The 13,048-nt window shown below is 67.1% G+C and carries 15 protein-coding genes; 5 read left to right on the top strand and 10 right to left on the bottom strand.

Annotated features, from left to right (window positions below):
• Nucleotides 1-8: 8 nt before the first annotated feature.
• Together AC1DTF_RS12370 and AC1DTF_RS12365 are read left to right on the top strand one after the other, a co-directional pair.
• Nucleotides 9-539 carry an FAS1-like dehydratase domain-containing protein gene (locus AC1DTF_RS12370; protein ID WP_057170111.1) on the top strand — a complete coding sequence of 177 codons (531 nt, stop codon included), beginning with the start codon at nt 9-11 and terminating at the stop codon, nt 537-539.
• A gap of 111 nt (nt 540-650) precedes the next feature.
• Entirely contained in the window at nt 651-1,493 is an 843-nt protein-coding gene (locus AC1DTF_RS12365) for a hypothetical protein (protein WP_477474251.1), read from the top strand.
• A 61-nt stretch (nt 1,494-1,554) separates the two neighbouring features.
• Here the strand turns inward: AC1DTF_RS12365 and AC1DTF_RS12360 are convergent, their stop codons facing one another.
• The 9 genes from AC1DTF_RS12360 to AC1DTF_RS12320 form a co-directional block, all read right to left on the bottom strand.
• Complete coding sequence (locus AC1DTF_RS12360) at nt 1,555-2,619, bottom strand: lysophospholipid acyltransferase family protein (RefSeq protein WP_477474250.1); 1,065 nt, start codon at nt 2,617-2,619, stop codon at nt 1,555-1,557.
• Nucleotides 2,620-2,654: 35 nt separating this feature from the next.
• Nucleotides 2,655-3,710, bottom strand: coding sequence for an SDR family oxidoreductase (locus tag AC1DTF_RS12355; RefSeq protein ID WP_477474249.1), 1,056 nt, complete (start codon nt 3,708-3,710; stop codon nt 2,655-2,657).
• 29 nt (nt 3,711-3,739) lie between these two features.
• Nucleotides 3,740-3,841, bottom strand: coding sequence for a 30S ribosomal protein bS22 (locus AC1DTF_RS12350; RefSeq protein ID WP_003402602.1), 102 nt, complete (start codon nt 3,839-3,841; stop codon nt 3,740-3,742).
• Between the two features lie 76 nt (nt 3,842-3,917).
• Nucleotides 3,918-4,148, bottom strand: coding sequence for a cell division/environmental response transcriptional regulator (locus tag AC1DTF_RS12345; RefSeq protein WP_057170115.1), 231 nt, complete (start codon nt 4,146-4,148; stop codon nt 3,918-3,920).
• 137 nt (nt 4,149-4,285) lie between these two features.
• Nucleotides 4,286-5,137, bottom strand: a complete 852-nt coding sequence (gene proC, locus AC1DTF_RS12340) for a pyrroline-5-carboxylate reductase (protein ID WP_477474248.1) — start codon at nt 5,135-5,137, stop codon at nt 4,286-4,288.
• 58 nt (nt 5,138-5,195) lie between these two features.
• A complete protein-coding gene (locus AC1DTF_RS12335) occupies nt 5,196-6,002 on the bottom strand; it encodes a thioesterase family protein (protein ID WP_477474247.1) in 807 nt (268 codons plus the stop codon).
• Nucleotides 5,999-6,844, bottom strand: a complete 846-nt coding sequence (locus AC1DTF_RS12330; RefSeq protein ID WP_477474246.1) for a sugar phosphate isomerase/epimerase family protein — start codon at nt 6,842-6,844, stop codon at nt 5,999-6,001. Before AC1DTF_RS12330 ends, AC1DTF_RS12335 begins: the two co-directional genes overlap by 4 nt.
• On the bottom strand, nt 6,845-7,840 hold the full coding sequence (locus AC1DTF_RS12325; protein ID WP_477474245.1) for an FUSC family protein: 996 nt from the start codon (nt 7,838-7,840) through the stop codon (nt 6,845-6,847).
• A complete protein-coding gene (locus AC1DTF_RS12320; protein WP_057170120.1) occupies nt 7,837-8,817 on the bottom strand; it encodes a Ppx/GppA family phosphatase in 981 nt (326 codons plus the stop codon). The genes AC1DTF_RS12325 and AC1DTF_RS12320 overlap by 4 nt, the downstream gene beginning before the upstream one ends.
• Before the next feature lie 34 nt (nt 8,818-8,851).
• Here AC1DTF_RS12320 and AC1DTF_RS12315 point away from each other — a divergent pair, with 34 nt between their 5' ends.
• Both AC1DTF_RS12315 and AC1DTF_RS12310 read left to right on the top strand, forming a co-directional pair.
• Complete coding sequence (locus AC1DTF_RS12315; RefSeq protein WP_235571546.1) at nt 8,852-9,640, top strand: DUF3109 family protein; 789 nt, start codon at nt 8,852-8,854, stop codon at nt 9,638-9,640.
• Between the two features lie 425 nt (nt 9,641-10,065).
• Nucleotides 10,066-11,412, top strand: a complete 1,347-nt coding sequence (locus tag AC1DTF_RS12310) for a sugar transferase (protein WP_477474286.1) — start codon at nt 10,066-10,068, stop codon at nt 11,410-11,412.
• Here the strand turns inward: AC1DTF_RS12310 and AC1DTF_RS12305 are convergent.
• Complete coding sequence (locus AC1DTF_RS12305) at nt 11,390-12,319, bottom strand: amino acid--[acyl-carrier-protein] ligase (protein WP_477474244.1); 930 nt, start codon at nt 12,317-12,319, stop codon at nt 11,390-11,392. The two genes, AC1DTF_RS12310 and AC1DTF_RS12305, sit on opposite strands and share 23 nt — an antisense overlap.
• A gap of 354 nt (nt 12,320-12,673) precedes the next feature.
• On the opposite strand from AC1DTF_RS12305, the gene AC1DTF_RS12300 reads away from it, so the two are divergent.
• The gene (locus tag AC1DTF_RS12300) at nt 12,674-12,919 is read left to right on the top strand and encodes an acyl carrier protein (protein ID WP_057170122.1); all 246 of its coding nucleotides are present in this window, start codon (nt 12,674-12,676) and stop codon (nt 12,917-12,919) included.
• Nucleotides 12,920-13,048: the final 129 nt, after the last annotated feature.

Genomic DNA, 13,048 nt, shown 5'->3' with positions numbered 1-13,048 from the left:
GACCCGCCATGGGAATCGCTGAAGAGATCGTCGGAACCCACTTCCGGTACCCCGACTATTTCGAGGTCGGACGGGAGAAGGTCCGCGAGTTCGCGAACGCCGTCCAGGACCAGCACCCCGCGCATCACTCCGAAGAGGGCGCCGCCGAGCACGGGCACGACGCCATCCTCGCCTCGCTGACATTCATCGCGGTGGCCGGCCGGCGCGTCCAGCTGGAGATCTTCAACCAGTTCGATGTGCCGGTGAACATGGAGCGCGTCCTGCACCGCGACCAGAAGCTGATCTTCCACCGCCCCATCAAGGTCGGCGACAAGCTGTGGTTCGACTCGTACCTGGATTCGGTCATCGAATCGCACGGCGCCATCCTCACCGAGGTCCGCGGCGAGGTCACCGATGACGACGGCAACCCGGTGATGACCACGGTGGTGACGATTCTCGGCGAAGCCGAACACGAGGGCGAGGCCGATGAGGTCACCGCCCAGATCGCCGCGGCCCGCGACGCCGCGATCGCGAAGATGGTGGCCGGGCAGAACGCCTGAATTCTGCGCCGAGACCGACGTTTTCGCGGTCTCGAGGACATCCTGAGCGCAAAAACGTCGGTTTCGATGTAGTCATGGATCCAATCGGACCGACGCTGCGTCTGATCTTCTATGCGGATTCCTTTCATCGGCGCCGATGCAGTCGCAGCCGGTGAGCTGACGCCGTTCGAACTCCGCCGCTGGTATCGCCCGATCTACCGCGGCGTGCACGTACCCGTGCAGCACCCGCTATCGCTGCGAGATCGATTGGCCGGTCTGATGCTGGCCGCACCCGGTGCAGTCGTCGCCGGTGTGGCCGCATCCGCGCTGCACGGCGCCGACTGGATTGCGCCCGATGTCCCCATCGAGGTCGTCACCGGCGGACGCCGCCAAGCGGGGCTCATCGTCCGCGACGAAAGCCTGCATCCCGACGAGATCACCACCGTTGCCGGGATACGCGTCACCACCGTGGCCCGCACCGCTTTCGACCTCGCCCGTCATCTGCCGCGCGACCAGGCGGTGGCCCGTCTCGACGCCCTGCGGAGGGTCCGCAGCTTCTCACCCGACGAGGTCCTGCTCCTGGCCGAGCGGCATCGGGGAGCTCGCGGGTTACGCCGGGTGCGTACCGCCTTACCGCTGGTCGACGGCGGCGCCGAGTCTCCCCGAGAAACCTGGTTGCGACTGCTCTTCATCGACGCCGGGCTACCCGCGCCGACGACTCAGTTCGTGGTCTACGACGAGGACGGTCACTACGTGCGGCGAATCGACATGTGCTGGGAGAAGTACAAGGTGGGTGCCGAGTACGACGGTCAGCAGCACCTCACCAGCCGAAGCGCCTACGCCAACGACGTCAAAGTCGCACGGGTGCTGCACCGTCTGCAGTGGCACATCGTGCACGTCATCAAGGAGGATCGCCCGGCAGACGTGCTCGCCGAAACGTGCAGCGCACTGATATCGCACGGATGGCAACCGTGAAACCGACGCTTTTGCGCTATTCAGACCCGCCGGACCGCGAAAACGTCGGTTTCGCGGAGAATCAGCCCAGGAACGTGTTCCGGCGGTTCGCCAGCAGCTGATACAGGGTGTGCTGGATGGTCTCGCGCACCTGGTCGGTCAGTTCGAACGTCACCATCGGATCGTCGGCGGCCGTGTCGTCGTAGCCCTCGGTGGGGATCGGCTCACCGAACTTGATGTGCCATTTGGACGGCAGCGGCACCAGCCCGAGTGGACCGGCCAGCGGGAACAGCGGGGTCACCGGGAAGTACGGCAGGCCCAGCACCCGCGCCAGCAGCTTGATATCGCCGATCTTCGGATAGATCTCCTCGGATCCCACGATCGAGCACGGCACGATCGGCGCCTGCGCCCGCAGGGCAGCCGAGACGAATCCGCCGCGGCCGAATCGCTGCAGTTTGTAGCGGTCCTTGAACGGTTTGCCGAGGCCCTTGAAGCCCTCGGGGAACACCGCGGTGAGCTCACCGGCGGCGAGCAGGCGGTGCGCGTCCGAGGCGCAGGCCACGGTGTGCCCGGCCTTGCGGGCGGCCTGTCCCACCATGGGCAGGTCGAACACCAGATCGGCCGCGAGCATGCGCAGCACGCGGTTGCCCGGATGGTGATCGTGCACGGCTACCGCGGCCATCAGCCCGTCGAACGGCAGCACGCCGGCGTGGTTGGCCACCACCAGGGCGGCCCCGTCGAGCGGCAGGTTCTCGATACCGCTGACCTCGACCCGGAACCAGGAGTTGTACAGCCCGCGCAGCATGGGCAACACGACGGCGTCGTTGAGGTGCGCGTCGAAGCCGAACTCGTCGACGGTGTAGTCGCCGGTCATCCGCTTGGTGACGAACTCGGCGATCCCGGAGATGGCCCGGGACAGTTCGTTGGGGGTGTCCTCGGCAACCGTTTCGGCCCCGCCGTTGCGGTGCTGATCGATCTCGCGCACGACGGCGGACATCTGCTCGGCGGTGGCCCGGCCGTCGGGGTCGGCGAGCAGCGACGGGTGCCTGCGCGCACTGTCAGCCCGCTGCGAAGCCCGGCGCTGCGCCGAGGAGCGGCCCGAATTCGAGTGCAGCGGAATCACTTTCGCCCTGGGTTCACCCACCACGCGTCACCCTCTCCCCGGCCCTGTTTCGAGTCTGTCTAGCCACCGACGCGTTGCGCCAGCGTCACAGCACGACTCTCCACTGAGCGTACCCATTTCGGGTCGATGATCGGAGTCAGACCACGTCCCCGCACGTAATCGTCAAAAGCCTCCGCCGTCGTCCACTTAGGGTTATACCCTAGGTCGTTACGCATGCGCGCGGTGTCCATCACCCGCCCGTAGCTCAGATAATTCAGCTGCTCACGGTCGAGTTCGGTGTAACTCGTTGCGCGCCTCAGGGAATCGACGGCGGCCAGCGCGGAACGCGGCACCGGCAGCGCCACCCGTCCGGATCGGCGGATCGCCTGGCTCATCATGATGATGCCGGATGCCCCGACATTGAAGGTGCCCGCGCGACCGGCGACCGTGGCACGCTCCAGCGCGCCGAGGGCGTCCTGTTCGTGCAGCAGTTGCAGCCGCGCATCGTGACCCAGCACCGACGGCACCACCGGGCCGGCCAGATACCGGGACAGCGCGGTGTCCATCGCGGGCCCGATCATGTTGGCCAGCCGCAGGATCGTCACGGCGATATCCGGACGCCTGCGGGCCAAGCCGCGGACGTATCCCTCGATATCGATGCTGTCGCGGGCGAAACCGTCCGCGGGTGGCCGGCGTGCGCCGCCGTCCTCGGTGAACATCACCGGGTCTCGGGAACTCGCCCCGTACACCTCGGAGGTGGACTTGAGGATGACCCGGCGCACCGACGGCGCCTTCTGACACGCCGCGAACAGCTGGATCGCGCCCATCACGTTGAGCTCTTTGAGGGTCGCGCGCCCGCCTGCCCGCGGCGCGTACGACGCCGCCGCGGCATGCACGACGGTGTCGACGTCACCGTTTCGGATGACCTTGGCGATGAAGGGATTGCGGATGTCGGCGCGCACGAATTCCGCGCGCCCCATCCTGCGTAAGAGATCCTTGCTCGGCGYGATGGCGTCGACCGCGATGACGTGGTCGATCGCCGGGTTCTGCACGAGCCGAGCGGTGAGATAGCCACCGAGGAACCGGCAGGCACCGGTGACCAGCACCACTTTGGGATCGGTCGCCTGCTCGTCCATCGGGCCAGCCTATCGGCTGAAGCTGAAAGCTACTTACCGAGTTTTCTGCGTTGAACCCGAGTGCGACGAAGCAGCTTCCGGTGCTTCTTCTTCGACATGCGCTTGCGCCGCTTCTTGATAACTGAACCCATGAACTCCGCTACCTACCAATGAGTGAACTGACCGCGTCACCTTACCTGGGTGGCCCGGTGAAGCGGAAAACGCGTGCTATCCGGCGTCGAAGTACGACGTCTCGAGCAGATCGTGGACCGCCTTGGCATGCACCCGGAATGACCGTCCGACACGCACCGCCGGCAGCTCGCCGTTGTGCACCAGCCGGTAGACGGTCATCTTGCTCACCCGCATCAGGCTTGCCACTTCCGCGACGGTGAGAAATTGAGCCTTCGGCTGGCCGTCGCCGGCGGAATCCCGCGCCGATGGCCCGTTCAATGACGTCATCGCAACCCAATCCATAAGGCACGGCCGTTCCAGCGGCTTCCCCACCGCTGGCACGTACGCGTGCATACACGAGGAGAATAGCGTGGCCACTGGGGTTATTGCGACGGGTGTGGGTTAATCCGTCCGAAATTGGTGAACTACTCGGATGTAATTCCGAGCTGCTCAGAGCGCCTTTTTGCGGCCGCGATGGCATCGGAGACGGCGCTGCGCAGGCCACCCCGCTCAAGTTCCCGCAGACCAGCCGCTGTGGTGCCGCCCGGGGACGTCACGATGGCCCGCAGCGCGGCCGCCGAGGTGTCCATGACACCGGCCTGCGCGCTGTCCCGACGATCCAGCAGCATGGCCGCGGATCCGGCCATGGTGTGCACCACCAGTTCGGTGGCCACCTCCCGGCTGAGCCCGGCGTCCACGCCGGCGTCGACCAGCGCCTCGACCATCAGGAAGAAGTAGGCGGGTCCAGAACCCGACACCGCGGTCACCGCGTCCAGCTGCGATTCGGCCACTGTCAGCACATCACCGACGGTGTCGAAGATGGCCGTGACCTCCTTGACCTGCTCGGGCGTCGCGAAACGGCCGGCGGCCACCGCGCTGACACCACCACCGACCACCATCGGGGCGTTCGGCATCACCCGGATCACCGGAGTGCCCGCGGGCAGTTTGGCCTCGAAGAACGCCGTGTTCACACCCGCGGCGACGCTGACGAAGACCTGCTCCTCGCTCTCGCCCTCCGCGCGGGCGACGGTCTCGGCGATCTGACCGGTCACCGACTCCACATCGGCTGGCTTGACCGCGATGATGATGTAGGTGGCACTGTCGGCGGCATCGGCCACCGAGGTCACCCGCACCGAATAGGTTTCCGCCAGCTGTTTGGCGCGGTCGGGATGCTTCTCGGMGATCGCCAGGTCCTTGACCTGACGGCCCGCCCTCAACAGCCCCGAGAGCAGCGCTTCGCCGATACTTCCTCCGCCGATGATCGCAATTCTTGCCACGGGTGCAGTTTCCCACGGCCCGCGCCGGGGCGAGCGAAGCGACGGGGAAAGTTCGCGTCTAGGACGTCGGCACCAGCGCGAGCTGACGGGTCTGCACCACGATGCGGCCCGCCGAGTCCACCACGACGTGGTCCTCGTCGAACCATTCCTGACCGATCTGCGTCGTCGTGCACAGCACCCGCAGCCAGCCGTCGGCCGGGCGGGCCCGCAGGAGGGCCGTCAGCTGCACGGTGGGTGCCCAGCCGAACCGGTTGACCCCGAAGGTCACCGGGGCCGACACATCGCCACACAGCAGGGCGAAAAGCACATCAGGGGCTTCGCCGCGGGGCCGCACCCAGTACTCGATGACCGGCGGTCCGCCATCCGAGCGCGGTTGCATGGTCGTCAGCGACGGCCGGATGTCGCAGCCGTGGGCCAGGTGCACGACGTCGGCCATCCGGTGTCCGGGACCGATGGGCTCCAGACCGGGCGGCGGCTCGGGCGTCATCAACGGCACGACGGGGTTGGTCGACAGCAGCGGCGGCGCATCGTGCTCGGGGACACCGAGGGTGATCGCGGCCCGGACCGCGACCCGATCGCCCTGCATGAGTTCCACGTCGACCAGGCTGATCCGCCGGCCGACCTTGCGCACCGTGGTGACGACCCGCAGCGCCCCGGGATCCGGTGCCCACAGGAAGTTGCCGGACACCGCGATGGGTTCGAAGTCCGGCGTGCCCAGTTCGGTGCGCGCCGCATTCGCGCACAGCGCCAGCATCGCCCCGCCGTGCACCTTGGGCCCGATGGTCCAGTGCTCGTTCAGAACACCCTCGTACACACCGCCACCGGCCGACTCCAGCCGCATGGCATCGCTGAACAGCACGCTCATCGCAGCAGGTRCTCCCGCGCGAACTGCAGGGACTCGGTCAACAGGGCCTCCCGTTCGGCGGCGTTGCGGGCTCCGGAGGTGGTGACCTCCAGGATGACGTGGCCGGTGAAATCGCTGGTCGCCAACTGCCGGCAGACTTCGGCGGCGGGCTGGGTGCCCCGGCCGGGCACCAGGTGCTCGTCGGTGGACGCGCCACTGCCGTCGCACAGGTGCAGATGCGCCAGGCCCTCCCCCATCCGTTGCGCCATCTCCAGCGCATCGGTGCCGGCGGTGGCGCTGTGCGACAGGTCCAGGGTGTAGTGCGCGTGCCCGCCGTCGAGCGGGTCGTAGGACGGGGCGAATGCCGAGATCCCCGGCCCGGGCCTGCCGCCGCGTTTACGCATCCGCTCGATCGAGGGCTGGCCGGTGCCCCAGAACCGGTCCGCCCGGAACGGGAACATGTTCTCCACCGCGACCAGCACGTCGCTGCCGGCCTCCAGTTCGGCGACCTGCTCGCTGAAGCCCTCGGCGTAACGGCGCTGCCAGCGGAACGGCGGGTGCACCACCACGGTCTGGGCGCCCAGCTGCTCGGCGGCCCGCACGCTGCGTTCCAGTTTGGCGATCGGGTTGGCACCCCAGACCCGCTGCGAGATCAGCAGGCAGGGTGCGTGCACCGAGAGCACCGGGATGCCGTACGTCTCCGACAGCCGGCACACCGCATCGATGTCCTGGCTGACCGGTTCGGCCCAGACCATCAGCTCGACACCGTCGTAGCCGAGGCGGGCGGCGTAGTCGAAGGCCGCCTCGGTCCGCAGTGGGTACACCGAGGCCGTCGACAGGCCGACCTTGATCGCGGGGCGCACTTAGGTGGACTGCAGCAGCGCCAGTGGCCCGAGCGTCACCATGGCGCCCACCGCCACTGCGATCAGGGTGCTCGCGATGTCCTCGGTCTTACGCACCACCCGCACACCGACCACGAGACCCAGGATCACCAGCACCGAGAGTGCCAGCGCCACAATGTTGTTCCACTTCCACAGCTGGTCGAAGGCGATGAACAAGCCGGCGCCCAGCGCGACCGCGAGCACGCTCTGCACCACGATCCACACGCCGCGCATGAACGGCGACGGAGCCTCGGGTTCGGTCAGGTCCAGGGCGGCCAACGGCTCGTCGGCGTCGAGGGCCACCTTCTGGGTGTCCTCGAGATCGATGTCCTCGGGACCGGGTGTCCGGCCCCGCCGGGCCACATCGTCGGCGACGGAATCCCCGCCGAACAGCGCGTCGGAAGGCGATCTCAGATACGACGGACGCGTCTTGACGCTGCCGCTGTCATCGTCGTCGTCCTGCGCGTCGTCGTCGTGCAGCGAGTCGAAGGTCATCTCCTCGGCACCACCGGCCGAGACATGCGGGGCGTGCTTCTTGAGGGTGTGCGCGTGGCGGCGCGGGGTGAATGCCAACGGGGCCGGGTCCACGTCGCGGTGCTGCAGATGCTCGGCGTAGTCGGTCTCGGCGGCGTCGGGCTCGATTTCGACGTCGGGCTCTGCTTCCGCGTCGGCCGCGGGCTCTGCCTCGGGCTCCGGTTCCGGTTCGGGCTCGGGCTCGGCGGGGAGGTCTTCGACGACGGGGGTGTCCTCGGCCGTCGGCGGCTCCTCGACGACCGGGGTGTCCTCGGCCGTGGGGGCGTCCTCGAGCGCGATGATCGGGATCTCACCGGTCAGCTCGGCGACGGTGACGGCGTCGGCATTGCCCCGCCGTCGCCGGCGTCGGCCGCCCGGCGCCGGGGATCCGATCGATCCGTTCTTGGCGAGCAGCTCCGCCACCGAAATCGGACGGGTGGCTGTGTTTTCGCTCGGTTCTGTCATCGTGTGTTGCCCTTGGGAGTGGCTGGGGTGGTCTCGACCAGGGCGGTCCCGTCCGCTTCACTGTCGAGTTTCCGCAGAATCAGTCCCTCCCGCAATGCCCAGGGACAGATCTGTACCGTTTCGACACCCAACGCTCGCATGCTCGCCTCAGCTACCAATGCGCCCGCCACGATCTGTGGCGCCCGTTCGGCACTCACCCCTTCCAGCTCTGCTCTGTCGGCCGTAGTCATCCTAGAGATGAACGCGATCAGCTGCCGCAGACCGGCCGCGGTCAGCGTCCGCTTCACCCGCGGCCCGGCACCCGAGGGCGCCGCGCCGGTGAGCCGGGCCAGCGAACGGAACGTCTTGGACGTGGCGACCGCCAGATCCGGTGTGCCCGCGGCCTGCATCACCGCACCGGCCTCGGACAACTCGGTGGACAGCCAGTCCCGCAGCATCGCCACCCGGCGGCGACCCGGCGGATCCTCGGACAACCACTCCCTGGTCATCCGGCCGGCACCGAGCGGCAGCGACATCGCGACCTCCGGCTCCTCGTCGACGCCGCTGGAAAGCTCCAGCGACCCGCCACCGATATCGATGTTGATGATGCGTCCCGCACTCCAGCCGTACCAGCGGCGCACCGCCAGGAAGGTGAGCCGGGATTCGTCGACCCCGCTGAGCACCCGCAGCGCGACGCCGGTTTCGGATTTCACCCGGGCCAGTACCGCCTCGGAGTTCTTGGCATCGCGCACGGCGGAGGTCGCGAAGGCCATCATCTCCGCGCACCCCGAACTGCTGGCGATCTTCGCGAATTCGTCGACCGTCTCGACCAGGGCGTCGGAGCCCTTGCGGGTCAGCTTTCCGCTCGAGTCGATGGCCTCGGCGAGGCGCAGCGCGGCCTTGGTGGAACTCATCGGGGTCGGGTGGCCGCCCCGGCGCGCATCGACAACCAACAAATGCACCGTATTGCTGCCCACATCCAGCACGCCCAATCGCACGCGACCCACGTTAGTGGGTTTACCGTTGACAACTGTGGGGACATCACATGTCGGCGGTATCGGTGGCGAGGTCGAATTGGACTTCCCCAGGGAATGGGTGGAGTTCTATGACCCCGAGGATCCCAAGCATCTGATCAAGGCCGATATGACCTGGCTGTTGTCCAGATGGACCTGCGTGTTCGGCACCCCCGCCTGCCAGGGCACCGTCGAGGGCCGCCCCGATGACGGGTGCTGCTCGCACGGTGCGTTCCTCTCCGACGACGATGATCGGGCCCTGCTCGACGACGCGGTGAAGACGCTGACCGACGAGGACTGGCAGTTCCGGTCCAAAGGTCTGGGGCGCAAGGGCTATCTGGAACAGGACGAGTACGACGGCAAGCCCAATCTGCGCACCCGCAAGTACAAGGGCGCCTGCATCTTCCAGAACCGGCCCGGTTTCCCCGGTGGCATCGGCTGCGCGTTGCACTCCAAGGCGCTCAAGCTCGGGGTCGAGCCGCTGACCATGAAACCCGAGGTCTGCTGGCAGCTGCCGGTGCGCCGCACCCAGGACTGGGTGACCCGCCCGGACGGTTCCGATGTGCTGCAGACCGTCATCACCGAGTACGACCGGCGCGGCTGGGGCGAAGGCGGCCTGGACCTGCACTGGTACTGCACCGGCGACCCCGCCGCGCACGTGGGTGAACGACCGGTCTGGGAGTCCTACCGGCCCGAGCTGATCGCCCTGCTCGGGGACAAGGCCTACGCCGAGCTCGCCGCCATGTGTAAGCGCCGCGGCCAACTCGGTCTGATCGCCGTGCACCCGGCCACCCGCGCCGCCCAATAGGGCACACCACCCGGAGCCCACAGCCCCCGAGCTTCGCTGTCGGCGATTTTAGCTACCAGCGTTAGCTTTGCTATTTCCGGTTGAGTTAATACTTTTCGGTGGTCAGCGTCACACGCCCAGCTGTTGTGCACATAACTCTGCGCCGCTAAAGTCCGTAGCTATCGCAGGGCGTTCACCAGGGGTTCTGCACACCGAGACAGGTGCACGTCATGACATCGATCGACCTGAGCAAGCCCTCGAGCGCCGGATTAACGCAGCTCAAAGCCGTTGACGACGCTCTCGCCGGGGGCACCGGCCGACGCAATACCGCATCACAGCGTTCCGCGGCGTCCCCCCGTCAGCGCCGCCGCAGGAAAACGACCCAGATGATCATTTTTAGCGATGTAATCATGATTTGCTGTGTCGTCATTTTCAGTCACGTGGTGATGTTCGGCGGCACCGGCACCCAGCTCTACCTCGGCGCCACCGGCGCGGGGAACATGAGCTACGCCTGGGTATCGGTGGCCCTGGCGCTGGTCTGGTTGGGGTTCCTGGCACTGGGCAGCTGGACGCCCCGGGTGGCCGGACGCGGTGCCGACGAGTACGTGGTGCTCGGTTTGGTGACGCTGCAAGTCTTCGGCCTGATCGCCGCGGTGGCACTGCTGCTCTCGATCGACATCTCGGCCCGTTACCTCGGTATCGCACTGCCGCTCGGACTGGTCGGGCTGATGGTGAACCGGTGGCTGTGGCGCCGGGTTTCGGCGCGCCGGCGCCGTCAGGGCCTGGACCAGGCGCCGCTGCTGATCGTCGGTTCCGAGCCTGCGGCCCGCGATATCGCCACCGAGTTCGCGAAGGATCCGTGGGCGGGATACCGCGTCGCGGGCGTCTGCACCCCGGCCGGGCCCACCACGGCCAAGGCATCCATGACCATCAACGGCGACATCGTGCCGATCGTGGGCATGGATCAGGCCATCCTGGACGCCGTCGCACGCACCGGCGCGGAGACCGTCGCACTGGCGGCCACCGATCACCTGCGTCCCGTGGAAATCCGGCGGCTGATGTGGGAACTGGACGAGGTCGGCGTCGACCTGATGATCGCTCCCGGCCTCATCGATGTCGCCAACCAGCGCCTGGTCAGCAACCCGGTCGCCGGGATGGCCATGCTGGAGGTCACCAAACCCCAGTACAGCCGCGCCAACTCACTGCTCAAGCGCACCTTCGACATCGCGTTCGCGACCACCGCGCTGCTGCTGGCCTCCCCGGTGCTCATTGCCGCCGCGATCGCCGTGCGACGTTCCGGGCCCGGCCCGATCTTCTACCGGTCCGAGCGCATCGGCATCGACGGCACCGAGTTCCAGATGACGAAGTTCCGCAGCATGGTCACCGGTGCCGACGCCATGATGGCCGACCTGATCGCCAGGAACGGCGGCGACGCCCTGTTCTTCAAGCTCAAGGATGACCCGCGCATCACCACCGTCGGAAAGTTCTTGCGCAAGTACAGCATCGACGAGCTGCCCCAGTTCTTCGACGTGCTGCGCGGTGACATGTCGGTGGTGGGCCCGCGCCCGCAGGTCCGTCGCGAGGTGGATTCCTACGACGACCTGATGGGACGCCGGCTGACCGTGAAGCCCGGCCTCACCGGCCTGTGGCAGGTCAGCGGCCGGTCGGACCTGGAGGCCGCAGACGCGTTCCGGCTGGATCTGTCCTACGTCGAGAACTGGTCCCTCATGGGGGATGTGGTGATCATCGCCAAGACGGTCAGCACCGTGCTCAGGGGCAGCGGAGCGTACTGAGGATCTCCGTGCTCCAGGCGTCCGGTTCGAACCCGTGGGTTCGGATCAGCGCCAACGCAATTCGCTCCATACCGAATCCGACGCAGGCGCTGTGCGCCACCGCCCCATCGGTGGTGCGCAGGCCGAAGGTCGCGCCGAAGTGGTCGCGGTGGCAGTTCRCCGACACCACTGCGGTGCCCTCGTCGAGGTCGCCGTACAGCCGCACCGTCAGTTCGGTCTTGAGTTCGTCGTCGCGCTGATTGGCCGCCAGCATCTTGCCTGCGCGACCGAAGAACGGATCGTTCGCCGCGACCGGGCTGGCCTCCAGACCCAGTGAAGTCAGCACGTCGAGACCATGGCCCACCCACGAATCTCGATGCTGCTGAGCTTGTTCGGGGCTGCCGACCGCGACGTACTCATGCATCCGGAAGGCCTGCATGCGCGCCGGGTCGATGGAAGGTTCGTGCCGGAAGCAGTAGCCGTACACGTCGAGCAGCACACCGTCGGCTTCGATGACCTCCGGCAGCGTCGCATAGCTCGGATGGCAGGCGGCCGACACCAGCATCGTCCCCGCGGGATGCAGGTGCCCGTCCCACGGCCGGCCCGCCTCCCGATCGGCGAGCAGTGCCCGATGGTCCCGGTTGTCCCCGGAGAAGGTCGACACCGCGCCGGTCAGATTGGGGAACGACGCGATGTAGTCGGTCTTCTCGAACGCCTCCCGCGGATACAGCGGCGGAAACCGCCGCACCGCGGGGCGATCACCGTGGACGGCGCGCCCCTTGGCCCGCACCACCCGGTCGATGCCGTCGATGACCTCTTCGAACACCCCACTGCGGCCGTACAGGCCGTCGATGCCCAGCGGAATGAGCAGGCCCGCTGCGACGAGATCGTCCCTGAACTGGAGGCGCGCGGCCTCAAGCGTGGTCATCGCCTCATCTTGCCATCGCGCGGCGCACCCCACCCACGGATGGCGGCTCACGACAGGCGCAAGTGGATGCAGATTTGCTAAAAATGCACCCTTGCGTCAAATATTTGCCGTCCGTCCGGATTGTGACGCATCACTCACCTCGACAACCGCGACCGGCAACACTATTCGCGAGCCGTAGATAACTGCATGTCAACGCCCTGTATAAGGCGTCTCGGTCCACTTCGATCACGCACTGGCAAACGTCGAGCACCCCTGGAGTCCCACGTCCACCGTTGTTTTCGTATTCCGCCATAAAAGTTGCCATGTTAGTGTCAGCGAACAAGTTTTGAGAATGCTAGGACGGGGACAGCCACCATGCAGGACCGCATTCGCGCAGTACTGGCCAGCCAAGGACGGATGCCGTCGGACCCGCAGGCCATCGCCGCCGACGCCGACCTGTACGAACTCGGTCTGACCTCGCATGCGTCGGTGAACGTGATGCTCGCGCTCGAAGACGAGTTCGACATCGAATTCCCGGACGACGCCCTCAACAAGACGACCTTCGCGACGATCGCCAGCATCGAGCGCGCGGTCGGCGAACTCACCGCCGTCGCGGCCTGACACCCAGGCCCGCCGTGAGCACCCCGAGCGAAACCCCGACATTCTTCGGCCCCAGCGACTCTCCGCTGTTCGGTGTGCTGCACCTGCCCGCCGACAACCGTGTGCGCGGCGGGGTGCTGATCTGTGGGT

The organism is Mycobacterium sp. P4_H6, assembly GCF_056400845.1.
This window is presented reverse-complemented; position numbering and strand designations above follow the sequence as displayed.

Bases quoted from the DNA above. Each gene is read 5' to 3' on its own strand.
- AC1DTF_RS12370 (WP_057170111.1), top strand. From the start codon at position 9: ATGGGAATCGCTGAAGAGATCGTCGGAACCCACTTCCGGTACCCCGAC.
- AC1DTF_RS12365 (WP_477474251.1), top strand. From the start codon at position 651: ATGCGGATTCCTTTCATCGGCGCCGATGCAGTCGCAGCCGGTGAGCTG.
- AC1DTF_RS12350 (WP_003402602.1), bottom strand. From the start codon at position 3,841: ATGGGTTCAGTTATCAAGAAGCGGCGCAAGCGCATGTCGAAGAAGAAG.
- AC1DTF_RS12345 (WP_057170115.1), bottom strand. From the start codon at position 4,148: ATGACGTCATTGAACGGGCCATCGGCGCGGGATTCCGCCGGCGACGGC.
- AC1DTF_RS12335 (WP_477474247.1), bottom strand. From the start codon at position 6,002: ATGAGCGTGCTGTTCAGCGATGCCATGCGGCTGGAGTCGGCCGGTGGC.
- AC1DTF_RS12325 (WP_477474245.1), bottom strand. From the start codon at position 7,840: ATGACAGAACCGAGCGAAAACACAGCCACCCGTCCGATTTCGGTGGCG.
- AC1DTF_RS12310 (WP_477474286.1), top strand. From the start codon at position 10,066: ATGTTCGGCGGCACCGGCACCCAGCTCTACCTCGGCGCCACCGGCGCG.
- AC1DTF_RS12300 (WP_057170122.1), top strand. From the start codon at position 12,674: ATGCAGGACCGCATTCGCGCAGTACTGGCCAGCCAAGGACGGATGCCG.